General features: G+C 64.4%; 22 protein-coding genes and 1 pseudogene. 6 read left to right on the top strand and 17 right to left on the bottom strand.

Annotated features, from left to right (window positions below; translation table 11 throughout):
- Positions 1 to 112: 112 nt before the first annotated feature.
- The 3 genes from B6V75_RS11190 to B6V75_RS11180 are packed head-to-tail and all read right to left on the bottom strand — an operon-like array spanning position 113 to position 3,019.
- The gene (locus B6V75_RS11190; RefSeq protein WP_088719731.1) at positions 113 to 1,465 is read right to left on the bottom strand and encodes an aminotransferase class III-fold pyridoxal phosphate-dependent enzyme; all 1,353 of its coding nucleotides are present in this window, start codon (positions 1,463 to 1,465) and stop codon (positions 113 to 115) included.
- A gap of 11 nt (positions 1,466 to 1,476) precedes the next feature.
- Positions 1,477 to 2,124 carry an HAD-IA family hydrolase gene (locus B6V75_RS11185; protein WP_088719730.1) on the bottom strand — a complete coding sequence of 216 codons (648 nt, stop codon included), beginning with the start codon at positions 2,122 to 2,124 and terminating at the stop codon, positions 1,477 to 1,479.
- Positions 2,117 to 3,019, bottom strand: a complete 903-nt coding sequence (locus tag B6V75_RS11180; RefSeq protein WP_240496947.1) for an IclR family transcriptional regulator — start codon at positions 3,017 to 3,019, stop codon at positions 2,117 to 2,119. The genes B6V75_RS11185 and B6V75_RS11180 overlap by 8 nt, the downstream gene beginning before the upstream one ends.
- A gap of 12 nt (positions 3,020 to 3,031) precedes the next feature.
- Here B6V75_RS11180 and B6V75_RS11175 point away from each other — a divergent pair, with 12 nt between their 5' ends.
- The 5 genes from B6V75_RS11175 to B6V75_RS11155 are packed head-to-tail and all read left to right on the top strand — an operon-like array spanning position 3,032 to position 8,853.
- Positions 3,032 to 3,985 (top strand): tripartite tricarboxylate transporter substrate binding protein, encoded by a 954-nt coding sequence (locus B6V75_RS11175; RefSeq protein WP_088719728.1) that lies wholly within the window; start codon positions 3,032 to 3,034, stop codon positions 3,983 to 3,985.
- Entirely contained in the window at positions 3,975 to 4,586 is a 612-nt protein-coding gene (locus tag B6V75_RS11170; protein ID WP_088719727.1) for a tripartite tricarboxylate transporter TctB family protein, read from the top strand. Before B6V75_RS11175 ends, B6V75_RS11170 begins: the two co-directional genes overlap by 11 nt.
- Before the next feature lie 12 nt (positions 4,587 to 4,598).
- Complete coding sequence (locus tag B6V75_RS11165) at positions 4,599 to 6,122, top strand: tripartite tricarboxylate transporter permease (protein ID WP_088719726.1); 1,524 nt, start codon at positions 4,599 to 4,601, stop codon at positions 6,120 to 6,122.
- Between the two features lie 3 nt (positions 6,123 to 6,125).
- Positions 6,126 to 7,610 carry an aldehyde dehydrogenase gene (locus B6V75_RS11160; protein ID WP_088719725.1) on the top strand — a complete coding sequence of 495 codons (1,485 nt, stop codon included), beginning with the start codon at positions 6,126 to 6,128 and terminating at the stop codon, positions 7,608 to 7,610.
- Between the two features lie 10 nt (positions 7,611 to 7,620).
- On the top strand, positions 7,621 to 8,853 hold the full coding sequence (locus B6V75_RS11155) for a Tm-1-like ATP-binding domain-containing protein (RefSeq protein WP_088719724.1): 1,233 nt from the start codon (positions 7,621 to 7,623) through the stop codon (positions 8,851 to 8,853).
- Between the two features lie 104 nt (positions 8,854 to 8,957).
- Here B6V75_RS11155 and B6V75_RS11150 read toward each other — a convergent pair whose 3' ends face one another.
- Both B6V75_RS11150 and B6V75_RS11145 read right to left on the bottom strand, forming a co-directional pair.
- Complete coding sequence (locus B6V75_RS11150; RefSeq protein WP_088719723.1) at positions 8,958 to 9,137, bottom strand: DUF2783 domain-containing protein; 180 nt, start codon at positions 9,135 to 9,137, stop codon at positions 8,958 to 8,960.
- Positions 9,134 to 10,738, bottom strand: coding sequence for an FAD-dependent monooxygenase (locus B6V75_RS11145; protein ID WP_088719722.1), 1,605 nt, complete (start codon positions 10,736 to 10,738; stop codon positions 9,134 to 9,136). The genes B6V75_RS11150 and B6V75_RS11145 overlap by 4 nt, the downstream gene beginning before the upstream one ends.
- A gap of 86 nt (positions 10,739 to 10,824) precedes the next feature.
- On the opposite strand from B6V75_RS11145, the gene B6V75_RS11140 reads away from it, so the two are divergent.
- On the top strand, positions 10,825 to 11,520 hold the full coding sequence (locus tag B6V75_RS11140; RefSeq protein WP_088719721.1) for a helix-turn-helix transcriptional regulator: 696 nt from the start codon (positions 10,825 to 10,827) through the stop codon (positions 11,518 to 11,520).
- 53 nt (positions 11,521 to 11,573) lie between these two features.
- Here B6V75_RS11140 and B6V75_RS18475 read toward each other — a convergent pair.
- The 12 genes and pseudogenes from B6V75_RS18475 to B6V75_RS11085 all read right to left on the bottom strand — a co-directional run.
- Positions 11,574 to 11,663, bottom strand: a pseudogene (locus B6V75_RS18475) (ATPase); the annotation flags it as partial.
- A 388-nt stretch (positions 11,664 to 12,051) separates the two neighbouring features.
- Positions 12,052 to 12,996, bottom strand: a complete 945-nt coding sequence (locus B6V75_RS11135; RefSeq protein ID WP_088719720.1) for a sugar kinase — start codon at positions 12,994 to 12,996, stop codon at positions 12,052 to 12,054.
- Positions 12,993 to 15,083, bottom strand: coding sequence for an FAD-binding protein (locus B6V75_RS11130; protein WP_088719719.1), 2,091 nt, complete (start codon positions 15,081 to 15,083; stop codon positions 12,993 to 12,995). Before B6V75_RS11130 ends, B6V75_RS11135 begins: the two co-directional genes overlap by 4 nt.
- Positions 15,084 to 15,107: 24 nt before the next feature.
- Positions 15,108 to 16,277 carry a Gfo/Idh/MocA family oxidoreductase gene (locus B6V75_RS11125; protein WP_078522170.1) on the bottom strand — a complete coding sequence of 390 codons (1,170 nt, stop codon included), beginning with the start codon at positions 16,275 to 16,277 and terminating at the stop codon, positions 15,108 to 15,110.
- A 93-nt stretch (positions 16,278 to 16,370) separates the two neighbouring features.
- Positions 16,371 to 17,396, bottom strand: coding sequence for a LacI family DNA-binding transcriptional regulator (locus B6V75_RS11120; protein ID WP_075774240.1), 1,026 nt, complete (start codon positions 17,394 to 17,396; stop codon positions 16,371 to 16,373).
- A gap of 1 nt (position 17,397) precedes the next feature.
- Positions 17,398 to 17,730, bottom strand: a complete 333-nt coding sequence (locus B6V75_RS11115) for a Dabb family protein (RefSeq protein ID WP_088719718.1) — start codon at positions 17,728 to 17,730, stop codon at positions 17,398 to 17,400.
- Position 17,731: 1 nt separating this feature from the next.
- Positions 17,732 to 19,318: a GMC family oxidoreductase N-terminal domain-containing protein gene (locus B6V75_RS11110; protein ID WP_088719717.1), complete on the bottom strand. Its 1,587-nt coding sequence runs from the start codon at positions 19,316 to 19,318 to the stop codon at positions 17,732 to 17,734.
- A 41-nt stretch (positions 19,319 to 19,359) separates the two neighbouring features.
- Positions 19,360 to 20,859, bottom strand: a complete 1,500-nt coding sequence (locus B6V75_RS11105; RefSeq protein ID WP_088719716.1) for a GMC family oxidoreductase — start codon at positions 20,857 to 20,859, stop codon at positions 19,360 to 19,362.
- Positions 20,856 to 21,968, bottom strand: a complete 1,113-nt coding sequence (gene ugpC / locus B6V75_RS11100) for a sn-glycerol-3-phosphate ABC transporter ATP-binding protein UgpC (protein WP_088719715.1) — start codon at positions 21,966 to 21,968, stop codon at positions 20,856 to 20,858. The genes B6V75_RS11105 and ugpC overlap by 4 nt, the downstream gene beginning before the upstream one ends.
- Before the next feature lie 5 nt (positions 21,969 to 21,973).
- Positions 21,974 to 22,858: a carbohydrate ABC transporter permease gene (locus B6V75_RS11095; RefSeq protein WP_078541537.1), complete on the bottom strand. Its 885-nt coding sequence runs from the start codon at positions 22,856 to 22,858 to the stop codon at positions 21,974 to 21,976.
- Entirely contained in the window at positions 22,858 to 23,751 is an 894-nt protein-coding gene (locus B6V75_RS11090; protein WP_075774234.1) for a sugar ABC transporter permease, read from the bottom strand. The genes B6V75_RS11095 and B6V75_RS11090 overlap by 1 nt, the downstream gene beginning before the upstream one ends.
- Before the next feature lie 73 nt (positions 23,752 to 23,824).
- A complete protein-coding gene (locus B6V75_RS11085) occupies positions 23,825 to 25,075 on the bottom strand; it encodes an ABC transporter substrate-binding protein (protein ID WP_075774233.1) in 1,251 nt (416 codons plus the stop codon).
- Between the last annotated feature and the right edge of the window lies 1 nt (position 25,076).

Raw genomic sequence — 25,076 nt, 5'->3', positions numbered from 1 at the left:
CGCGATCCCGCCCTCCAGTGCCGCGGCGCATCCCGAGGAAACCCCGCGTCAAGCGGTGAATGCGATGAATTGAAATCGCCCGGCCCAAAGCAGCCGACCGGGCGTTCTGCGATCAGACCGCCGCGAGACCCGCATCGAGGGCGTTGAGGATCGTCGCAATATTGCCGTCGGTCACGATCAACGAGGGCGACAGGATCACGTTGTTGCCCGACACCCGAACCATTGCGCCCGTTTCGTAGGCACCGCGGTGGACCTTGGCGATGCTGGCCTTGTCGATCGGCGCCTTGGTCGCGCGGTCCGAAACCAGCTCCAGCGCGCACATCAAGCCACGCCCGCCCCGCACATCGCCCACGATGTCGTGTTTCTCCTGAAGCGCCAAGAGCCCTTCGTGAAGCTGCGTTCCACGGGCTGCCGCGTTGTCCTTGACGTTGAGCGCCTGCGTTTCCTTCAGGCAGGCGATAGCCGCCGCCGCGCCGACCGGATGGCCCGAATAGGTGTAGCCCGACCCGATCGCCGCCTTGCCGCTGGTGTCGGATTCGAAGACTTCCGCGACGCGGCCCGAGATCATCACGGCGCCGAAGGGGAAATAGCCGTTGGTGATCGCCTTGGCGGTGGTCATCATGTCCGGCTGAACGCCCCAGAGCCGCGAACCCGACCATGCGCCAGTGCGACCGAAGGCGGTGATGACCTCGTCGGCGATCAGTAGAATGCCGTATTTGTCACAGATCGCGCGCACGCCGGGCATGAGGCTTTCGTGGGGAACGATCACACCGCCTGCGCCCAGGATCGGCTCCATGATCATCGCGGCGATTGTCTCCGCGCCCTGGAACTTGATCTCGTCTTCCAGCGCGGCGAGGCAAAGCTGGGCCAGCTTCTCGGGGCCGGTCTCGTTGAAGGGGTTGCGATAAGTATAGGGCGCGGGGATGTGGTAGCAGCCCGGCATCAGCGGTTCGTACTGGGTTCGGAAATTGGCGTTGCCGTTGACGCTCGCGCCCAACGTATGGGTGCCGTGATAGCCCTTCTTGAGCGAGAGGTATTTCACCCGCCCCGCCTCGCCGCGCACCTTGTGATATTGCCGCGCCAGACGCAGCGCGATCTCGACCGAATCCGAACCGCCCGAAGTGTAGAAGGCGCGCTCCAGCCCGTCGGGGGCGAAGAATTCGGCGAGCATCTCCCCCAGTTCGATCACCGCGTCATTCGTGGTGCCGCGAAAGATCGAGTAATAGGGCAGACGGTCGAGCTGCGCGGCAATGGCGTCCTTCACCGGCTGGCACGAGAACCCTAGATTGACGTTCCACAGCCCGCCCACGCCGTCGACCGTCTTGTGGCCATCGACATCGGTGATCGTCACACCGTCGCCGGCGACGATGATCTCGGGCAGGTTCTTCTGGCTATCCGCAGGGTGCGCCATCGGGTGCCAGATCGAACGGGCGTTACGCTCTTTCAGGAAATTCTCGTCTTTCATGTCGGTCCTCATCATAGGCCCAACAGGCGCAGCGCGGTGGCGTAGCCCTGGGCGGGAGATTGCACGTCGAAGTGAACGGGGATCATGCCGACAGCCTCGGCGCCGCGAATGTTGCGCAGCTGGTCATCGACGAAAACGCAGGCTTCGGCCGGAAGGCCGAGCGCGTCGAGCACACCTTGATAGGCGCGCGGATCGGGTTTCAGAATCTTGGTGTAAGTCGCGTCGATCACGGCGTCGAAGCGGCGCAGGAAGGGCAGCTTCTTGCGGAAGTCGGCGCCGTAGAACAGGTCGAGCTCGTTGGACAGGATAGCGAGGCGGCACCCTGCAGCCTCGGCCTTGTCGATCGCCGCGAGGAATTCCGGGCGGATCACGTCGGCAGGGCTCGCCCCGCGCGCCGCGCGCACGAAGTCGGACATGTCGCTCCAGTCGCATCCGACCAGGGCCGCCACCTCCTGCGTGCGCTGGCGCCAATAGTCGCGCTCCGAGATTTCATCTGCCTGCATCGCGCGCCAGAGCGGGTCGGTCTGAGGCTCGAACGGACCGCGCCAGTTCAAGCTCCCCAAAGCGAGCCCCAACGCAGCCTCGGTCAGATCATGCGTTTCGAAAAGCGTGCGTGAGATCACGCCACCGAAGTCGAGCACGAGCGCGCGCTCAGCCATGCGATACCTCGCGTTGTTGATAATCCGCAGGAAGCGAACCGCCCATGAGCTCGGACAGACGGGGCACCCATTTTCGCAGCGCCTCCACCATGGCTGCGCGTTTGTCGCCCACCGCGCGCGACGAAGGGACCGCGATCGAAACCGCGCCTATCACCGCGCCACCGAGCCCGAAAATCGGCCCCGCGAGGGAGGAAACCTCGTCGTCGAAGCCCTTCTCCACCCAGACGCTGCCATTGGCACGGCATTCCGCCAGCTTTTCGCGCAGACTATCGGGATCGACGACGGTCTGGGCGGTGAAGCTCTCGAGCGGCGCATCCAGAACCCGCGCCCGTAGATCGTCTCCGCCGAAGCAGAGCATCACCAAACCAGAGGCGGTCGCGTGCAGGGGCAGAAGCTGCGACTCGTCGAACGCGACCTGCGTCCCGTGCAGGCGCGGATCGTGATGCACGACCGGCGACAGCTGCTGGCCTTGCAACAGAGAGACATGGACCAGCTCGCCGACCTCCTGCGCCATCTCTTCGATGAACGGACGCAATACCGACCGCAGCGGCATATTCGCTTCGCGCACGCCATAGAGACGCAGAATCGCGGGGCCCAGCCGATAGCGACGCGTCTCCGGGTTCTGTTCCAGAAAGCCGCATTCGGCCAGTTCGACGAGATGGCGGTGCACGGTGGCCTTATCGCGCTGCGTGAGGCGAACATACTCGCCGAGCCCGATCTCGGGACGCTGAGTGGAAATATAATCCAGCAACTCCAATGCCTTTGTGATCGTTCCCATCGAGCCCTTTGGCAGCCTCCCGCAAAATTTCCGTTCGTTGCAACTGAAACGTTGACAGAAAAGAAAACCCGATGCAAGAATATTTGCTACCAACGGTTCAAATAATAAACCACTCAACAGGAGAGCTTCATGACGTCGACCTTCAAGCTGCTGGCAGGGGCGCTCGCCCTCGGCCTCCCGCTTGCCGCGGGCCTGCCCGCGCAGGCCGAGTATCCAGAGAAACCCGTCGAATTCGTCGTTCCGTTCCCGCCGGGCGATCTGGAAGACGTGCTGACCCGGATGATCGCGGACGAGTTCCAGAAGACCTATGGCGTTCCCGCTGCCGTGGTGAACAAGCCCGGCGGCGGCGGCGGTCCCTTCCCCGGAGCGGCCGAAGTCGCGCAGGCGCCCGCCGATGGCTACACGATCGGTTCTTTCGTGATCGACGTGCCGGTGGTCGGCCCTTCGGTCGGCATCCCCGCGCTCAGCCCCGATCCGTTCGAGCCGGTGGGCATCTTCCTGACCTACCCGTTCGTCATCGCGGCCTCCAAGGACGCGCCTTACGCGACGATCGATGAACTCGCGACCTACGCCAAGGACCACGATGTCGCCCTGGGGCATTTCGGTTCCTTCCTGATCCCGACGCAGGTGACCTTCGCGCTCGCAAAGAAGAAGGGTTTCGATTTCGGCTCCGAGGCTGCGTTCGACGCGCTGGACTGCAACACGCTGGCTTCGGGCGATGCGGACGTGATCAACACGACGCTGCAACTGATCCTGCCCTGCCTCGACGATGTGAACGTGATGGCCTCGATCGGAGAGAAGCGCATTCCGCTGACGCCCGACACGCCGACCGTCGGCGAGCTGGAACCGGATCTCGACCTGGCGCTGTGGGATGGCCTCTTCGTCAAGAAAGGCACCCCCGAAGACGTGCGCCAGAAGATCGCCGCTGTCGCCGAAAAGGTCATGAGTTCGGACAAGGCCAAGGAACTGGCCGATCAGACCGGTGCGCTGGTCTACTGGCAGGATGCGGCGACCGCGCAGCAGCGCATCGCGCATGACAGTGAAACCCTCGGCACGATCGACGGTCTCATCAATGGCGAATGAGCCGTCCTCCTCGGGTCCCGCGCGCAAGGAACCACCGCGCGCGGGTGCCCGCTCGGTCCGGGCGATCCGCACCAAGAACCTGGAAGATCTGTTCAAACGCTATCGCCGTCCCGGAGACATGGCCTTCGCCGTGCTGTTCTTCGCACTCTCGATCGGATTGCTGATCGCCCTGCCCTGGCAGACCGAATGGGTCAAGCGCACCAAGACCTACGCACAGCCCGCATTCTGGCCGATGGTCTCGATCTTCGCGATGGTCGTGTTCAGCATGTTTCACCTGCTCGGCTCGTTCGTCTCGGAGCGCATTCCCGGGCGCTGGCGCGAAGTCGCGCAATGGCTGCGCTCGCTCGAATATGCCGTGTGGTTCATGGTCTATGTCGCGCTGGTGCCGCTCATCGGCTACCTGCTCGCCACGATCCTATTCAGTTGCATGATGACGCTGCGCCTTGGCTATCGCGGCTGGCGCTGGATGCTGGTCTCCGTGCTGTTTTCCGTTGTCGTCGTGGTGCTTTTCAAAAGCTTCCTGCAAGTAAAAATTCCTGCCGGAATGATCTACGAGGCCGCGCCTGCGCCCTTCCGCGCAATTCTGATGACCTACTTCTAAGGAGCGTCCCTCATGGACATGCTGCTTTCCGGCGCAGAGATGCTGATGCGCCTCGACGTTATGGTCGCTCTCTTGATCGGCTCAATCGGCGGGGTGGTCATCGGTGCGATCCCCGGTGTCGGCCCTGCCGTCGCGATCGCCATCCTGCTGCCCGCGACCTTCGCAATGCCGCCGCTGGTCGGCTTGACCATGCTGCTGGGCATCTACGGCTCGTCGATGTTTGGCGGCTCGCTTCCCGCGATCCTGATCAACACGCCCGGCACGGCAGTCAACGCATTGACCACCTATGACGGCCACCCGATGACGAAGAAGGGCGAAGCGCTGCGCGCGCTCGGCCTCGCCTATGGTGCCTCGTTCTTCGGTGGCATCGCCTCGATCATCGCTCTGATCCTGCTCTCGCCGGTGCTGGCGAAGATCGCGCCGATGTTCGGCTCGCGCGAGATTTTCCTGGCCGCGCTGCTGGGCATCGTCCTGGTGATCCTCGCCCATCGCGGCCAGACTTTCGCGGCCGGCATGCTGGCGGCCTTCGGGATATTTCTGCAGACCGTAGGTCTGGAGCCCGTCAAATACACGATGCGCTTCACCTTTGGTTTCGACTTTCTCAACTCGGGCTTCGACCTGATCGTGGTGGTCCTCGGACTGTTCGCCCTAAGCCAGGCGTTCCTGCTGCTGATTGAGCCGGAATCCGCACCGCATGCGCAACGCATCGAAGGCTCGATGGGACGCGCGATGATGGGTGTGCTGCGCCACAAGCGGGTGGCGGGGTTTGCCGCGAGTTGCGGCGTGATAATGGGGATGATCCCCGGCGTCGGCGAGTTTACCGCGCAGTTTCTATCTTACACCTACGCGCAGAAGACCTCGAAGACGCCGGAGGAATTCGGCAAGGGCAGCCCTGAAGGCCTGATCGCCTCGGAGGCCGCAAATAACGCAGTGCCTGCCGCGGCAATGATCCCGCTTCTGGCGCTTGGCATTCCCGGTGAGGCCCTGACCGCGATGATGCTGTCGGTCTTCTACGTCCATAACGTGATCCCCGGCCCGCAGCTGTTCCAGAACAAGCTCGATTTCGTCTACGCGCTCTATATCGCGATGATCCTGCTCAACATCATCGTGGTGCTGTTCATGCTCGTCTCGTCGAACTGGCTGCTCAAGATCATCCAGATCCCGACGCGTTTCCTCGGCATGATGATCCTCGTGCTCAGCTTCGTGGGCGTCTATTCGTTGCGCAATTCGATCGTGGACTGCGCGATTGCTGCGGCGTTTGGCGTCCTCGGCCTGATCCTGAAACGGCAAAACCTGCCGATCGTGCCAATAGTTCTGGGCATGGTTCTGGGCGGCATCATGGAGACCAAGCTGCGGTCGTCGATGGCCCGCGTGCACGTGCCGATCGACTTCTTCGACCGCCCGATCGCGGCGATCCTTGGTCTGGCGATCTGCGGGCTTCTGATCGCCCATTTCGCGAGCCTCTACCGCGAGCGCCAGAACCGCGAGCCAGAGGGCGCGCACGACCACGACATGCACGACAGTTTCACGAGGTAAGCAATGCTCGATACCGACAAGATCGCCGCGCTGCGCAGCGCCGACGTTCCCCCTGCCCTGCATCTGATCGAGGGCGCGGCGCAGCCCGCCTCCGACGGTGGCACCCTGCCGGTGATCTCCCCGCTCGACGGGAAGGAACTCACCACGCTGGCGCGCGGCACGGCTGCCGATGCCGAAGCGGCAATTGCCAGTGCGCGGGCGGCTTTCGACGACGGGCGCTGGTCAGGGCTCGCCCCGGGCGCGCGCAAGGCGGTGATGTTGAAATGGGCCGCCCTGATCGAGGCGAACGCGCTCGAACTCGCCGTTCTGGGTGTGCGCGACAATGGCACCGAGATCGGCATGGCGCTGAAGGCCGAACCGTTCTCGGCTGCCGCGACGATCCGCTACTATGCCGAGGCGATCGACAAGATCTATGGCGAGATCGCCCCCACCGCGCCCGACGCGCTGGGGCTGGTGCATCGCGAACCCGTCGGCGTGGTCGGCGCGATCGTGCCGTGGAATTTCCCGCTGATGATTGGCGCATGGAAACTGGGTCCGGCGCTGGCGGCGGGCAATACGGTCGTGCTGAAACCGGCCGAGACCGCGTCGCTCACGCTGCGCCGGGTCGCCGATCTGGCGCTCGAGGCCGGGATACCCCCGGGCGTCTTCAACGTCGTACTGGGCGAAGGCGCGGTGGTCGGCGAAGCGATGGCGCTGTCGATGGAGATCGACGTGATGGTTTTCACCGGCTCCGCCCCGGTCGGTCGGCGTCTGCTGGAAAATGCCGCGAAGTCGAACCTCAAGCGCGTCTATCTGGAGTTGGGTGGCAAGTCCCCCAATATCGTCTTTGCCGACGCGCCCGATCTGGACACGGCGGTGAAGGTCGCCGCCAACGGCATCTTCCGCAATTCGGGGCAAGTCTGCATCGCCGGATCGCGACTGCTGGTCGAGCGGTCGATCCATGACGCGTTCGTCGAGAAGCTGCGCGCCTTTACCGAGACGATGCAGGTGGGCGACCCGCTTGATCCCGCGACGCAGGCCGGGGCGGTGAACTCCGCCCACCAGCTGGAGCAGAACCTGCGCTTCGTCAGCGAGGCCGAGGCCGCGGGGCGTCAGGTCTTCGGCGGCAAGCGCATCCGCGAGGAAACCGGCGGCTTCTTCATGGAGCCCACGATAGTCACCGGGGTCGCCCCCGAAGATCCGATCGCGCAGCGCGAAGTCTTCGGCCCGGTTCTGGCGGTTATCCCCTTCGATACCGAGGAAGAGGCCCTGCAAATCGCCAACGGCACCGATTACGGGCTCGCCGCGGCCGTCTGGACCGCAGATCTGAGCCGCGCGCACCGGATGATCCGGGGCATCCATGCGGGGCTCGTGCATGTGAACACCTATGGCGGATCCGACCTGACAGTGCCCCTGGGCGGCGTCAAGCAATCGGGCAACGGGCATGACAAGTCTCTGCATGCGTTCGACAAATATCTCGATCTGAAAACCGCTTGGATCAAACTGTGAGGGGGCGCCTATGACCGATCGTACCATTCTCGTTGTCGGCACTTACGACACCAAGGACGATGAACTGACCTATCTTCGCGAGGTGATCGAGGCACAGGGCGGGCGTGTCCTGCGCATGGATGTCTCGGTGCTGGGCGACCCCTCGACCCCGGTCGAATACAGCAAGCATCAGGTGGCCGAAGCGGGCGGCTCCTCTATCGAGGCCGCAATTGCGAGCGGCGACGAAAACCGGGCGATGCAGATCATGGCGCGCGGGGGCGCGACGCTGGTCGCTCAACTCCACGCCGATGGCGTCTTCGACGGAATGGTTGTGCTGGGCGGAACGATGGGCACCGATCTGGCGCTCGACCTATGTGCGGCGCTGCCGATCGGGGTGCCGAAATACATCGTCTCGACGGTCTCCTTTTCGCCGCTGCTGCCGCCCGAACGGATCGCGGCGGATGTGCAGATGATCCTCTGGGCGGGCGGGCTTTACGGGCTGAACTCGATCTGCAAAGCCTCGCTCAGCCAGGCGGCGGGCGCGGTTCTGGGCGCGGCCCGCGCGGTGGAACGGCCCGACCGGTCGAAACCGCTGATCGGGATGACATCCTTCGGGAAATCCTTCCTGAAATACATGGTGACTCTGAAACCCGAGCTGGAAGCGCGCGGCTACGAGGTCGCGGTGTTCCACGCCACCGGCATGGGCGGGCGTGCCTTCGAGAGCCTCGCGGCACAGGGCGCCTTCGCCTGCGTCTTCGACTTCGCGACGCAGGAAATCGGCAACCATCTGCATGGCTCCGCGATCAGCGCAGGCGCCGACCGGATGACCAACGCAGGCGCATCGGGCACGCCGCAGATCGTCGCCCCTGCCTGTCACGACCTCGTCGATATGATCGGCTGGCAGCCCCTGCCCGACAAATGGGCCGAACATCCGAGCCATGCACATAACCGGCTGCTGACCTCGGTCGTGCTCGATCATGCGGAGCGCAGGGCCGTGGCGCGTGCGCATTGCGAGAAATTGGCTGGGGCAAAGGGACCGACCGCGCTGCTGCTGCCCTTGGGCGGGGTGCACGAGCTGGACCGTCCCGGTCTTGATCTGCACGACTCCGAGGGGCTTGCGGGCTTCTTCGAGGAAATCCGCGCCTGTGCGCCCGACACCGTCGCGCTGCACGAGGTGGACGCGCATATCAACGACCCCGACTTCGCCGCAACCGCGCTCGCGATCTTCGATGCATGGCGCGAGGACGGGGTGATCAAGGGCTAAGCGACATCGGCCCGGCAGCAACCGGCCCATTCGGAGAGCAACGGCGCGACCTCCTCGGCCTCCGCAAAGCGTAGGTCGAACTATCCTCGCCGCATAGGCCCGCCTCAGTCGTCGAGATCCCTTGCTGCTTCCGCGATGTGGCGCAGCGTCGTGTCGGGATCGGCTGCCTCGTGTGCCTGCAACAGGACCAGCTTCGCCAGGAACAGTTCGCGCTGTGGTTGGGGTATCGCGTCCAGCTGTGTCGCGAGCGCCTCGTAGATGGTTTCGAGCTGTTCGGGTGTCATGGCTCATCTCCTCCGATGGACCGGTGCAGCGCCGCGCGAACGGCCTCCGGCGAGGCCTCGCGCCAGCGCGCAGCGATGTGGCCGTCGGGGCGGACGAGATAAGTCACGCCCGGACCGGTGCCAAGCGCGCTTTCCGCCTCGGTCTTTGCCTGAAGGACCACGATGGTAAGACCGTCCTTCGCCAGACCCTCGAGCTCCGGATTGAAGGTCAACAGGTTGAACCCCGGGCCCAGAAGGTCGGACAGGAACCCGTCACCCACCCGCGCTTCCGGCAAAGCCGCACCGGGCACGGGACCACCCTCGAAACCGCTCTCGTCGGGCAGCACGATCGGACTGTCGGCATAGGTGTAGGGCGTCATCTGCCGCGGATTTGCCAGCTCGCCGGCAAAGGGATGCGTCAGCGCGAGGCTGAGCGCCGCGTCGCGCATCAGCCGCCAACCCTCGGTCGGCGGCGTCATGAAACGGGCCGATTTCGACGCATTGGCGAAGACATCCAGCGTCGCCCCGCGCCGTTCGGGCGTGTAGCTGTCGAGCAGGCCCTCGGGCGCGCGCCCAGCGATCACCCGCGCCAGCTTCCAGGCGATGTTCTGCGCATCCGCCAGCCCGTTATTGAACCCGCGCACGCCGAAGATCGGCACGATATGCGCGCTGTCCCCGATGAAGAACACCCGGCCGTCGCGGTAGTCGTCCAGGGCCAGCGTGTTGGCGGAATAGACGCTCCACCATTCCAGCTCCCACGCGCCGTCATGGCCGAGATCGGCGAGTACGGCGGCGACGGAACGCCGTACCTCACCCTCGGCCATGGCGGCCTCGGTGCTTTCGTCGTCCCGCAGTTGATAGTCGATACGCCAGATATTGTCGGGTTGTTTGTGGACCAGCACGGTGCCGCCGCGTCGACAATCCGGGTCGAACAGCGCCCGCCGGATGGTCGGATAGTCATGGTTCATCTGGACGTCGGCGATCACATAGCGACCCTCGTAATTCTCGCCTTTCAGGCGCAGCCCGCGCATCTTGCGGGTCGGGCTGCGCGCCCCATCGGCGGCGAGAACCCAGTCGGCGGCCATGTCGTATCCCCCCTTAGGGTCGCGCACGGTGAGGGTGACACCGTCCGAGGTATCCTCGATCCCTGTCACTTCACTTTGCCAGCGTGCCTCGATCAGCGGTTCCCGCTCGATCGTCTCCCAGAGATACTGCTCGATGAACTGCTGCTGGATATTGTACATCGGGCGATATTTCTCGCGCGGGCTCTCGGGCATGTCGAATTCGAGGATTTGCCGCCCACGGTAGAAGCTGCGCCCCGTGGTCCATCCGAGCGCCTTTTCGCGAAACGGCGCAACCGCACCGATCCGGTCGAGAATGTAGAAACTCTGCCGTGCCACGCAGATCGCACGGCTGCCGTCGTTGAAGCTGGCCTTCGCGTCGAAGAGCACAGAGGCGATGCCCTCCTTTGCCAGGGCGAGCGCCGCCGTCATCCCCACCGGCCCCGCGCCGACGATGGCGACCCGTGCCCGGCGCGTGAGGCCAGCGCGATCGCTCGGCGGTTCGAAATGCGGGTAGTCGAAATAGAGCGACTCCGTCTCGCCGCGCCCGTCTGGTCTCATGCTTCAGTCCTCCCTTTGGCCCGGTGATAGTCAATCGCGCCGCACGCTGTCTGTCCCCTTTGTCGGGGGACATGCTATGAAGGCCCATGTCCTCCACCGCCCGCATGATCGATGCCTGCCTCGAGACGCTCGGCGCCGACGCGTTCGCGCCGGTTTTCGCGGATTTCGTCGAGACGCTGGGTGTCGATCAGCTGATGATCTTCGCGATCGAGACAGGGGCGGCACGCTGCCTGCTGTCGCGTCACTTCGCCAATGCGGCGCTCGCCGGAGAACTGGCGGCGGCCTATATCGCGGGCGGGTTCCGACGCGATCCCCTGCTTCCCGCCCTGGAAACAGCGGCTTCGGGGAGCGTTCAGCTGCACCGTCTGGAGGGCGTGGCCTCGGAGATGGACGACGGCTACCGCGAGCGGTTCTTCGACGCACCGGGCCTCAAGGCGAAAACGACGGTGCTCGCCGTAGGCGAGACATTGCGCCTCTTCGTCAGCTTCTATGCGGTCAAGGCGGAGGGCGACGTCTGCGATCCGGACCTCGCCCGCCTGGCCGCGCGGCTCGCCCTGCTGCATTTCGAGCGCGCCCTCGACACCGGTGTCCCGGCCCCGCTCACGGTGCTCAGCGACCGTGAGCGCGCCGTCTGCCTCGGCATCCTCTCTGGCCGCAAATCAGAGGCCATCGCGGCGGAGCTCGGCATCGCCCCCTCCAGCGTGATCACCTACCGCAAGCGCGCCTATGGCAAGCTGGGCATTTCCTCCCGCGCCGGCCTGTTCGCAATTTGCGCGGGATAGGAGCGACAATCTCGGCCGAAGTTTAGGTTCGTCGTCACGATGATCTACGTTCACTCGTAGAGCTGGCTGATGCGGTGAAATAAAAGCGCTTGGCCGGTCGGAGCGAATGGCAGGTAGCCAAGCTCGTCGGGGATCAGGAAATCGAAGCCACTCAAGCAAGCCCGCGGTGTGGCTCATCGTTCCGGGCATTTTCGGTCATCCGAGGCGAGATCATCTAGGAAGAATTCGACACCGAGCGCTGTCGCTTGGACCGCAGGTGACGCATACTCCCGGAAGGACCAAAGCTCGTGCGTTGCGTCGCGGGGGACAGCCTCCGCCTCACAAGGCAGCGGCGCCATCGAGGTGCTCAGCCTTCGGGTCGGTCGCAGAAATAGGGGGCTCGACTCGCGGCCGTGCGCGCCGTGACCCTCGCGCGCGATGCAGCTACCATGCAGCCGGGATATTTATTCCCGACCATTCAGCCGGATTCACGGATAGGCCGCCGGACGGAAACAACATCATCCACCTGACCGGAGCCCACCGGACGAACCGTCACAGGCCCGCGAGTGATGCCGCGAGGGTGCGCGCTGATGCCTTGCTCAAACGCGCGCCCGGCTCGCCCAGAACGGCTCCGCCGACCGACTGCCCCCAGCCGATCGCGTCTTCGACCGGATGCCCGAGGAGGCGGGCGGCGAGGTAGCCCGCATTGAAAGCATCGCCCGCGCCGGTCGTGTCGCGCAGCTCCGTCAGAACCGGGGTGTCGCAGCGACCGGTATGGCCTTCGGCCAAATGCCAGACCGGACGCGCGCCATCCTTCACGGCGATCTCCGCGAGCCCATGTCTGCGGAGACGCTCCAAAGTCAGTTCCGGGTTCGCATCACCCCAGAGCGCTGCTTCGTCGTCAAAACTGGGCAACGCGATATCGGTATGGGCGAGCATGCGCGTGATCGTATCCCGCGCCTCCGACGGCGAGGCCCAGAGCCGCGGTCGGTAGTTCGGATCGAAGGAGATACGCGCGCCCGCCTCGCGCGCATTGGCGACTGCATCGAACAGGGTGTCCCGCGCTTCGGGCGAGAGGATGGCCAGGGTGATCCCCGACACATGGACGAAATTTGCACTGGACAGAGCCTGGTCAAGCAGATCAGGATCATCCGCGAGACGACGGGCTGCCGAGTGCTGACGCCAGTAGTGGAAACTTCGCTCCGTCCCCTCGAGCTCAATCATGTAGAGCCCCATCTCGCGCTCGGGGTCGCGCTGGACGGCGGCGAGATCCAGCCCGTCGGCCGCCATCTCGGCGAGGAAACGGTCGGACAGCCTGTCCTCTCCGATCCGCGTCACAAAGCCCGCCCGGGCACGCGGCCCAAGGAGTTGCGCCGCATGCCAGAGGGTGTTGAACGTGTCGCCCGCATAGCCGAGCCGAAACGTGCCGCCCTCGACCGGAGCGAGCTCAAGCATCGCCTCCCCGATGGCGAGCATTTTCTTAGGAGTCTCTGTCATTCGCGCAGGCCTTTCGCGTCGAGGTCAAAGATGCGGCCGGTCAACCAATCGGGCCAGTCGCGCTCGAAGAAGGCGCGCGCACTCTCGTCGAAGCTTCGGTTTTTGCGGGTGGCGATCTTCAACTCCTCCCCCTCCAGACGGACCAGGATTTGCGTCTGCTTGTCGATCTCCCGCTCTGTCTTGAAACGGAACGCAGCCAGATCCGTATCGCGCGCCATCGGGATCGCCTCCCCGTCGTCAGAGCAGATCGCGCGCGCGCCGCGGCTGCCACCGCCTTGCGAGATATACTGGTCGAGCGCGGCAAGGACGGCTTCGGAGGCGAGTGCCATCTGCTGCCACTGGATCGCGCGCGCGCCGTCGCCCGACCGCTCCGGGGCGATGCCGTCGGCACGCAACTTCCGGTTCAACTCGCGCGCCGCTGCAAGCGCATCGGCGACGTCCGCGCCATTGCAGATCATCCCGGCATGGTCGCTCATCCGGGCCTGAACTTCGTCGCGGACCGACTTCACGGAATGCGCGCTGTCCGTGTTCAACCGTGCAAGCAGATCCGTCACAGCCGAAATGAGGGCCTCCGATCCGACAGCCTCCGGCGCATGGGCCGTGCGGCTCGCGCCGATATGCTCGCCCACCCGGGTGCCGAAGACCTGACCTGCATTGAGGGCCGATCCACCCGGACGCGTCACGCCATGCGTGCCCGCCGCCTCGCCCGCGGCATAGACACCGCACAGGTTCGAGCGCCCCCAGGGATCGACCGCGATCCCGCCGTTCATATGCTGGTTGTTTACCGCGAATTCGAGCGGCGCGGCGGCGATGTCCACCTTGTAGCGGCGGTACAGTTCGATCGCGAGCGGGTTCATGTGGCGCAGCCGGTCGATCGGTAGCTCCTGATCCGCCCCGGCGGTGCCGAGATAAGTCCGCACGTCTTCGTCGAGGCGGGTAAGATCGAAAGGCTTATCTCCGGGCACGGGAAGCGGATTGCGGTTGAAATCCATGAAGATCCGCCGCCCCGCGGCGCTCTCGCGCCAAATCGCCAGATCGACGAGGCTCGACGCGAAATCCAGCATCCGCGTGGCGTGGAACGGCCACTGATAGCCCTTGCGGAAGACGTTGGAGGCCAGTTCTTGCGTGGTGCGATAGTACCGCGCGAGGAAGTGATGCTCGCGCCCGTCGGCATCGACTGAATAGATATGCGGCAGGGATTGCACGTAAGTTCCCGACAGGTTCCAAGGGAACCCCTCGCGGCGCGTGCCGATGCCGAACTGGCTCTCGGTGAGGTTCACCAGTTCGATCCCCGCTTCGAGCGCGAGACCCAGCGTTCCGAAACAGCCATTGGGATAGACGCTGTCGCGATAGAGCTCGCCCGGCCCGCCCGCCGCGAGCACGGCATTCGGCGCGGCAAACAGCACGAGACCGTAGGGGTTGGCGGCGCTGCGGTCGGATTTACGGAACGCCAGCGCGCCGGCGACCCGGCGGTCATCCCCCTCCCCTTCGGTGAGCAGTTGCACGACCGTCGTGTGGTTGAAGATCGGCACGTCGAGCCGCAGCGCCTCTTCCGCCAGCACCTTGACCATCAGCCGCGAGGTTCGGGGGCCGCAGCTTGTCGCGCGCCCGGTCTCGTCATGGTCGGTCTTGTAGCGCAGCGTCGCGCCGAACCGGTCCTGCGGCAGCGGCAGGCCGAGATATTGCAACGAGGCCATCATGCGCGGCGAGCCGACCGCCTCGATATAGGCCGTGTCCTCGTCCATCGCGCCGCCAGCCCGGATCGCCCGCGCCATCGCCTGGAAATCATCGCCGTGATCGGCGGTATTCGCGGTGTGCAGTGTCTGCTTGTCGGAGCCCGAGCATGCGGAGGTTCCGCCCCACGCGCTCTGGCTCGCGACGATGACCTCGCCGCCGCGTCGCTTGAGTTCGACGGCGGCGCGAAGACCCGCGGCCCCGCTGCCGACCACGAGGCAGCCGGTGCGATAGACCGGAAGGGAGAGGCCCGCGATCTCGAGCATCTCCGGGACCGCCTCGTCGGCCCGCAGCCGCGGCATCTCGATATCGGTCAGGGCGTCGAGGATTTCCTGAGGGATTGCACTGTCCATGTCTTGGCTCCGTTTGCGGTCCGGTCAGCTTTGCGGAATATCGACCCAGGCACGTTGCCGGGACGAGCTCATGCAGGCGTCGACGATCTGGGTGATGTGATGGCCTGTCTCGAAGGTCGGCCACATCGCCTTGCCGGAGACGATGGAGCGGATGACCTCCGCCGCTTCGATGATCTTGGTCTCGTTATAGCCGAGCGCGAAATTCGGCAGCGGCAGGAAGGCCGCGTAGGTCGGATGCTCGGGCCCGACATCGATCTCGCGGTAGCCGCGGCGCCCGATCGGATCGGCATTGGTGTAGAAGCGCAGCCGGTTCACCTCGTCGAACGTATAGGCGAGGCTGCCTTTCGTGCCGTAGATCTCGTAGGTCTGCATGAATTTGCGCCCGGTCGCGACACGGCTGAAATCCACGATCCCGTTGGCGCCGTTCTCGAACGTGCACAGAATCTGGCTCGCGTCGGGGTTGGTGATGTCGGCCCATTCCTCGCTGCCGGTCAGCTCTGCCGTCTCACCGAGGCCCAGACCTTCGATCTTCGGACGGCGCGGCGTGACGATGATGTTGTTGGCAATCAGCGACGAGACGCGACCGACGAGGAATTCCATGAAGCTGAAGACATGGCTGCCGGTATCCCCGACGATCCCGGTCGGCGCGAGCGACCCATCGGCGCGCCACATATAGGGCACCATCGGGTCGCCATACATGTCGACATGCTGGCACCCTTTGAACATCGTGATCTCGCCGATTTCGCCCGCATCGATGATCTCCTTCGCAAGATCATGGACGGGGTTGCGCGGGAAGCCGTGACCGACGCGGGTGATAAGGCCGCGCGCCTTCGCGATATCGGCAAGCTCGCGCGCCTCCTCGGCGGACTCGGCAAGGGGCTTTTCGCAAAAGACATGCTTGCCCGCTTCGAGCGCGGCTTTCGCGACCTCGTAATGCAGGTTGTCGGGCAGGCAGATATCCACGAGATCGACCTCGGGATCGGCGATCACCTCGCGCCAGTCCTGAACGATCCGCGCACCGGGCACCCGCGCGGCAAGCTCCTGCGCTCGCGCGGGATTGCGATCGACGAGGGTGACGACGCGCGCCGTACCACCTTCAGTGCCGAAGAAATGCGGAAAGGTCTGATAGGCCATCGTGTGGACTTTGCCCATCCACCCCGAAGCGCCGAGCACGGCAACACGAATCTCTGTCATTTGAACACTCCTCTCCTGTCCGCGCCGGTGTCTCTCTGCGCGGTCTCGTCTCTGTTTCGTCCGAACGGGCGGGCCTCCCGTCTCCCTGTCGTCTCAGCCCGCAGGCGTCTCGCCACTCGAGCCACGAATGGCCAGCGAGACCGGCGTGCGGATTTCCGGCGGCGGCACCTTGTCGTTCTCGAGCCAGGCGAGGATCGTTTCGGCGACAAGCTTCCCGAAGCCGTCAATGTCGCAGCGCACCGAGCTGAGCGGGGGCCAGGAATGGGCTGCCTCCTCGATGTCATCGAAGCCCACGATGCGCAGATCGCGGCCGACATTGCGCCCGATCTCGGCGCAGCCCGAAATCATCCCGAGCGCGACCTGATCGTTGAAGCAGACCGCGCCATCCACCTCCGGATGGTCGTCGGCCAGCTCATGCGCCGCCTGCCTGCCGAAAGCGCGGCTCGCACTGCCGGTCAGGACATGGGGTTCGAGCCCGGCGCTCTCTATCGCAGTCAGATACCCTGCCATGCGCTCCTGCGTGACGGCCCGGCCCTCCAGACCACCGACGAAGGCGATCCGCTTCGCGCCTTGTTCGAGGAGATGCTCGGTCGCGATACGCGTCCCGTTCGGATAGTCCGGCGCGGCGAAGGGGAAAAGCTCGGTCCGCATCTCGACTTTGCGCAGCACCTGCATCGCCGGAATGCCCGCCCGCTGAAGCGCCTCGAAGCTCAGCGCCTCGTCGCCATAGGCGGGCGAGAGGATCATCGCGGAGACGCCGTGCTCGATCATCGCCTCGACCACCTGCGCCTGAAGCTGCGGGTCTTCGTCAGTATTGGCCACGACGGCCGCGTAGCCGCGGCTCGACAGCGCCATCTGCAACGACGTCGCGAACTCAGTGAAGAAAGGGTTGCGCAGGTCGTTGATCACCAGACCGACAAGCCCTGCCCCGGCGCTGCGCAAATTGGCTGCCGCGCGGTTATAGACATAGCCGATCTCGGCCATCGCAGCCTGCACCTGCTCGCGTGTTTTCTGCTTCACCAAGGGGCTGTTCTGGATCACGAGGCTGACTGTCGATTTCGACACCCCGGCCTTTCGGGCCACGTCGATGATCGTCGGTCTGCGGTCGCTCGGCGCCATGTCACGCCCCCTGCGACGGAGTTGCGATCTCGAAATCGAAGACAAGAATGCCGTCGATCCCGCCTTGAGCGTTGGCCACGAGCCTCGCCCCGAGCGCCCGGTGATCGGGATGTTCCTGGTAGGCGGCGAGCGCCTCCCAGTCGCGGAAATCGACGGTGAAGCCATGCATGTAACCGCGCTCGATCTTCTCGGGGCTCTCGGAGCGGCCCGCGCAGATTGCACCGAGGCCGTCGACCTTGCCTTCAATCGCGCGCAGCTCCTCCCAGAGCGGTGCGATCTCTTCCTCGCTCAGCCCGGGTTTGAATTTGACGAGAACGATGTGGCGCACTGTCATGTCAGCCTCCATGTGACGCGCGGATCATATCGGCGGCTTTCTCGCCGATCATGATTGCCGCAGCGTTGGTGTTGGACGAAATCACACGCGGCATAATCGAGTTGTCGACGACGCGCAGCCCCTCGATCCCGTTGAACCGCAATGTCGGGTCTACGACTGCACCCGCATCGGCGCCCATGCGACATGTCCCTGCGCAGTGATGCGAGGTTTTCGAATGGGTGCAGATGAAATCGAAATAGTCCTCGTCGGTCCGGACGTCGGGACCGGGAAGGCGCTCGGCGAGGATATATTTGCGCATCGGGGCTTGTGACAGGATTTCCTGCGTCAGCTTCAGTCCCCGGATGGACATTTCGCGATCGAGCGGGTCCTGCAGGTAGTTCGGATCGATCAACGGCGCGACCGCCGGATCGTCGCTTTGCAGGCGGACGCTGCCGCGCGAGCGCGGGCGCAGGTAACAGGAATTGAGCGTGATACCTCCCTGCGACATGGAAACCACGCCATGTTCAATGCCGGTCCCGAGTCCGAGATGGAACTGCAGATCCGGCGACCGTGCCTCGGGATCGGCATACCAGAAGCCACCGGTTTCGAACAAAGACGACGCAACCGGCCCCTTCCGTCCGAACAGATATTGCAGCCCCGCCAACGCCGCCCAATGCGGCTTCGCATAGCGGTCATAACTGTAGGGGCCGGAAAGCTCGCTGATGCAGTAGAGGTCGAGGTGATCCTGCAGATTGGACCCCACCTCCGGCTGGTCGAAGACGACATCGATCCCGAGCGAGGCCAGCTCATCCGCCGGTCCGATACCCGACAGCTGCAGCAGCCGCGGCGAGCCGATCGCCCCAGAACATAGCAGCACTTCACTTTCTGCCCGTAGACGCGTGCCATCGACAAGCTCGACCCCGGTCGCGCGGCCATTCTCGACCACGATCCGGCGCACCTGCGCACCCAGCTTCACCGTGAGGTTCTCGCGGTGACGGTTCGGCGCGACATAGGCCATCGCAGCCGAGGAGCGGCGCACATTGCGCTGGGTCAGCTGGTAATAGGCGACCCCGTCCTGCTTCTCACCGTTCACGTCGTAATTGCGCGGAATGCCGAGCTCGGCGGCCGCTTCGAAATAGGCCTCGCAGACCGGCAGGGGCGCGCGCGGATCGCTCACGCCGAGCGGGCCGCCCTTGCCGTGATAGCGGTTCTCGATGCTCGCGTTATCCTCGGCCTTGCGGAAATAGGGCAGCACATCTTCATAGCCCCAGCCGGTACACCCCATCTGGCGCCATTCGTCGTAATCGAGCGCATTGCCGCGGGTATAGACCTGAGCATTGATCGCGGAGCCGCCGCCGATCACCTTGGCCTGGGTGTAGCGAAAGACTTTGTTCTGCATGTGTCGCTGCGGAACCGTTTCCCAGCCCCAGCTGCCGATGCCCTTGGTCATCTTCGCGAAGCCCGCGGGCAGATGATAGAACGGGTGGCGATCGCTGCCGCCCGCCTCGAGCAGCAGGACGTCCGCCGACGGGTTCTCGGAGAGACGCCCGGCCAGTACCGAGCCCGCCGAACCGCCGCCGATAATTATGAAATCGTAAGTCGTCTTCATGCTGGCCTCCTTGGCCAAGTCTCTCGCCGCAGCCCGGTGGCTCAGGCGGCGAGCTCTGTCTGTGCGATATGCTCGGCCGCGCGCAGGGCGAGCGCCGCGACGGTAAGGGCGGGGTTCACGGCAGCCGAGGTCGGCAGGACGGACGCATCGGCGATGAACAGGTTCGGGTGATCATGGCTGCGGCAGAACGTGTCGACGACGCTCGACGCCGGATCGCTACCCATCCGCGCCGTCCCGCATTGATGTGACGGGGTCTGCCGGTCGAAGGGCCGCGCGAGCACGATCGGATAGCCCGCAGCGCGCAGCTTTCGGCGCAGCATGTCGACGAGTTCGAGATGGGTCTCCCAGTTGGAGCGCTTCCAATCGAGCCGGATCTTGCCCTCCTTCAGCGTCACGCGGCTCTCGGGATTGGGCAGGTCTTCAGACATCGCGTAGAGATCGACCGAGCGGTTGGCGATCCAGCTTGCCACCGGACGCGGCAGCGGCGAGGCCGAGGCGAGGATCGGACCGGAGATTTTGCCGAGCAGCTGGATATTGCCTAGCGGCGCGCCGTTCGTCCCGCCCGAGAGGTAGAAATCGTTGATAGCCAGCGTCTTCTGGTAGATTGCGCGGTTCCGGCGCAGCGGGTGCAGCGCCAGCACGGCCGAGCAATTGTGGTTCATGAAATTGCGCCCGACCTGATCGGAACCATTCGCCAGCCCGGTCGGATGGCGCTCAGTCGCAGAGGCCAGCAAAAGGGCCGCGCTTTGCACCGCCCCGGCGGAGAGCACCACGACCGACGCCGTGAGCGTCCGGACCTGCCCGTCTTTCTCGATCTCGACCCCGCTTATGCGGTTCTCGGCATCGACGATCAGACGCCGCGCCCGCGCGCCCGTCATCAGCTTGACATTCTGGGATTTCAGCGCAGTCGCCAGACCGACGCTTTCGGCATCCATCTTGCCGCCGCAGGTATCGGGGAACGCATCCCAAGGCGTCTGCCCATGCGCGAGCCAACGGTCGATATCGACCCCGAGCGGCAGGGAGGACGGGTGCAGCCCGACCGATTTCAGCCGCCGCCGGAGCGCCGCGATATCGGGCTCGTCCGGGACCGGAGGATGTGCGTAGAGGCCGGAATGGCGCGGCTCCGTCGGATCCTCTCCAAGCTGACCGCGCACCTGATAGAGCGCCTCGGCCCTCTGGTAGAACGGCTCGATCTCGTCATAGGCGATCGGCCAACCCGGCGTGGTCCCGCCTTGATGCTCCACTGGCGAGAAATCCGCCTTGCGATAGCGCATCAGAACGGCGCCGTAGAACTTCGAATTGCCGCCGACATTGTAGTAATTGCCGGGGCTGAACGGCACGCCATCGCCATCGAGCCAGGTTTCCTCGGGCCGGTAATGACCGCGCGCGAAGATCGCGTCGGGATCGCGCGCATCCGGCGTGTCGGGCAGGCGTTCGCCACGCTCGAGCACCAGCACGCGCCGTCCCGTCCCGGCCAGCGCCGCCGCCGTGGTGGCACCGCCCATGCCCGAACCGATGATGATGACGTCGGCATCGCTCATGGCTGGATGCGCTCTTCCGTCTTGGGATCGAAGGCCACCGCCTTGTCCATGTTGACGGCGAAATCGAAGACCTCGCCCGCCCGCACGGTCACATCGGCCCGCATCCGGGCGATGGCGTCGCGCCCGCCTAGCGTCATGGTCACGAAGGTGTCCGACCCGGCAGGTTCGGTTACGCCGATATGATTGCGCAGCGGCGCTATATGGGCGGCGTTGCGATCCGCGCCCTCCGGATCCGTAATCGTCTCCGGTCGGATGCCGAGAAGGATCTCGCGCTCGTCCCACTGGGCGAGATTGGCTTGCGGGAAGCGGAGCAGTTGCTCCCCCCCGTCATGGCCCGTCACGGCCGCGTGGGGCGCACCGTCCTTCACCACGATCCGCGCCGGAACCACGTTCATCGCGGGGCTGCCCATGAAGGTCGCCACGAACACATTCGACGGCGTGTCGTAGATTTCCTTCGGCGTGCCGAGCTGCTGCACATAGCCCTTGTTCATCACCGCGATCCGGGTCGAGAGCGTCATCGCCTCGATCTGATCGTGGGTCACGTAGACGATCGTGGTGCCAAGGCTCTGGTGCAGCTTCTTGATCTCGGTGCGCATGTCGACGCGCAGTTTCGCATCGAGGTTCGACAGCGGTTCGTCGAAGAGGAACACGTCCGGGTCCCGCACCAGCGCACGTCCCATCGCGACGCGTTGGCGCTGACCGCCCGAAAGCTGCCCCGGCTTGCGGTCGAGCAGATTGTCGATCTGCAGCATCTCCGCCACCCGGTTCATCGCCTCTTCGCGTTCGGGTTTGGGGGTGCCGTGCATCTCAAGGCCGAAGGTGATGTTCTGGCCGACGGTCATGTTCGGGTAGAGCGCGTAGGACTGGAACACCATCGCGATGTTGCGCTTCGACGGGTGCACACCGTTCATCGTGCGTCCCTTGATCGAAATCTCGCCGGAGGTGATCCCTTCCAGCCCCGCGATCATGCTCAGAAGCGTCGACTTGCCGCAGCCGGACGGGCCGACCAGCACGAGGAATTCACCTTCATCGACCGAGATGTCGACGCTGTGCAGCACTTCGACCGCGCCGTAGGACTTGGTGACGTTTGAAATATCGAGGAGACCCATTGGCATTACCCCTTGACTGAGCCCGCCATCAGGCCGCGCACGAAGAAGCGCCCCGAGACGATGTAGACGATGAGAGTGGGCAGCGCCGCAAGGATCGCACCCGCGAAGTGGACGTTGTAGGCCTTCACGCCGGTCGAGCTTTGAACGAGGTTGTTCAAGGCGACGGTCATCGGCTGGCTGGCCTGCCCGGCGAAGGACGACCCGAACAGGAAGTCGTTCCAGATATTGGTGAACTGCCAGATGATCGTGACCACGATGATCGGCCCCGACAGCGGCAGAAGGATGCGGTAGAAGATCCGGAAGAACCCGGCCCCGTCGATCTGCGCCGCGCGCACCAGCTCGGTCGGGAAGGCCGAGTAATAGTTGCGGAAATATAGCGTCGTGAAGCCAAGCCCGTAGACGACGTGGACGAGGATCAGCCCCGGCACCGAGCCTGCGAGCCCGATCATGCCCAGCACCCGCGCCATCGGGATCAGCACGATCTGGAACGGGATGAAGCAGGAAAACAGCAGCATCCCGAAGAGGATCGTGTCGCCGCGGAACCGCCACTTGGTCAGCACGTATCCGTTGAGCGCGCCCATGATGGTCGAGATCGCCACCGCCGGAACCACGATCAGGATCGAGTTGATGAAGTAGGGGCGCAGGCCGGTCGGCTGCACGCCGATCTGGGCCGAGGACCAGGCTTCGCGCCAGGGCTCGAAAGTCCAGACATCGGGCAGCGCCATCATGTTGCCGCCGGTGATCTCGCTCAGAGGTTTGACCGAGTTGATCAGCATCACCGCGAGCGGCAGCAGGTAGAACAGCGCGAACAGCAGCAGGAAAAGATAGATGAAGGTGCGGGTTACGCGATTTGTGCGGATCGCGACCCCGGTATCGACGGCGCCGGACATTACTTCGGCTCCTTCAGTTCGGCGTAGAGATAGGGGATCATGATCGCGGCGATGGTCATCAGCATGATAACCGCCGACGCTGCGCCCACGCCCATCTCGTTGCGGGTGAAAGTGTAGGAATACATGAAGGTCGCGGGCAACTCGGTGGCCCGGCCCGGGCCGCCACCGGTCAGCGCGATCACGAGGTCATACGATTTGACCGCGAGATGCGCGAGGATGACGAAGGCCGACAGGAACGCGGGCCGAAGCTGCGGAATGATGATGCGGCGATAGAGGTTCCAGTTGGAGGCGCCGTCCATCTGCGCCGCTTTCAGGATCTCGTTGTCGATCCCGCGGAGCCCGGCGAGGAACATTGCCATGACGAAGCCCGAGCTTTGCCAGACTGCGGCGATCACCACGGTGTAGATCGCCATGGACGAGCTTTTGATCCAGCCGAAATGGAAGCTCTCCCAGCCCCAAAGATGCAGCGTGTGCTCGATCCCGATGCCCGGATCGAGAAGCCATTTCCACGCCGTCCCCGTCACGATGAACGAGAGCGCCATCGGATAAAGGAAGATCGGGCGCAGAAGCCCCTCGCCGCGGATTTTCTGATCGAGAAAGATCGCGAGAGAAAGGCCGATCGCGATACAGATCGCGATGTAGAGAGAGGCGAAGATCGCGAGGTTCTGCACCGCGATCGTCCAGGTCGGCAATTGGAAGAGACGCCAGTAATTGTGCCACCCGACAAGGTCGAACGTTGGAAGAATTCGGCTGTTCGTGAACGACAGGTAGCCGGTGAAAACGATGAAGCCGTAGACGAAGATCAGCATCGACGCGACAGAGGGCGCGAGAACGATCTTGGGAATCCATTCCTGAAGCCGGGTACGCAAGTCTGACTGGACCGGACGGGCCATTGCTCTCTCCTTTAGGGAAATGAGACGGATCGGTGACGTACGGGCCGGTCTCAGAGACCGGCCCGAGGGCCTTTTACTGGGCCAGCGACACGGCCTTGACGAGTTCCTTGGCGGCGGTCTCGGCGTCATAGTCGCCGTTGAAATTCGCCGTCACCACGTCATAGATCGCGTTCTTCACCGAAGCCGGGTCAGCATGGCCATGCGCCATAGAGCCCAGAAGCGTGCCGTTCTGGCTCGCCGATTTCAGCTGAGCCATCGCCTTCTTGCCGCAAGCGTCGAACTCTTCGTCCGACACGTCGGTGCGCGAGGGAACAGAGCCTTTCACCGTGTTGAAGGCGATCTGGAACGAGGGCGACATCACGGCTTTCGCCATTGCGTCCTGTGCGGCCTGTGCGTCCTCGCCCACCTTGAACATCGCGAACTGGTCGGCGTTGAAGGTCACATCGTCCGCGGTGCCCGGGGTCCGGAAGCAGCCGAAATCGACCTCGGCCTCTTTGCCGGCCCGCAGGAATTCACCCTTGGCCCAGTCGCCCATCATCTGGAAGGCGGCCTCGCCATTGATGACCATCGCGGTCGCGAGGTTCCAGTCGCGGCCCGAGAAGTTCGGGTCGACGAAGCTGTGGAGCTGCTCCATGCGCTTGAAGGATTCGACCATCTGCGGACCGCCGAGCGCGTCGGGATCGAGATCGATGAAGGCCTTCTTATAGAAGTCGGGGCCACCGACCGAGAGCACGACGCCATCGAACATCGTCGCTTCCTGCCAGGGCTGGCCACCAGCGGCGAGCGCGATCTTCCCGGAATCCTTCACCTTCTGCATCGCAGCGATGAACTCATCCCAGGTCTTCGGCTCTTCGATCCCCAGATCGGCAAGCATCTTCTTGTTCGACCAGACCCAGTTGGTCGAGTGCACGTTCACCGGAACCGCGACCCAGTGACCGTCGTATTTCGAGAACTTCTGGAGCGCCTCGGGAACGACGGCATCCCAGTTGCCATCGGCCGCCACCTTGTCGAGCTGGGCCAAAGCGCCCTGCTGTGCCCAGTCGGAGATGTCGAAGCCGAGCATCTGGACCGCGGTCGGCGGATCACCGGAGGTGACGCGCGCACGCAGCACCGTCATCGCGCTCTGGCCGCCGCCACCGGCGACGGGCATGTCCTTCCAGCCGATCCCCTCCTTCTGCAGATCGTCCTTGAGAACGTTGAGAGCGGCCGCCTCGCCGCCCGACGTCCACCAGTGAAGGACCTCCACATCCTTCGCTTGCGCCGACCCTGCGACGAGCGCCAGAACGCTCGCCATTTTCAGTGTCCGTCCGATGTAACTACGCATT

Origin of the sequence: Thioclava sp. F1Mire-8, from assembly GCF_002213165.1 — a bacterium.
GTDB lineage: Bacteria > Pseudomonadota > Alphaproteobacteria > Rhodobacterales > Rhodobacteraceae > Thioclava > Thioclava nitratireducens.
Note: the sequence above shows the minus strand (reverse complement) of the source record. Positions and strands in the feature narration are given on the sequence as shown.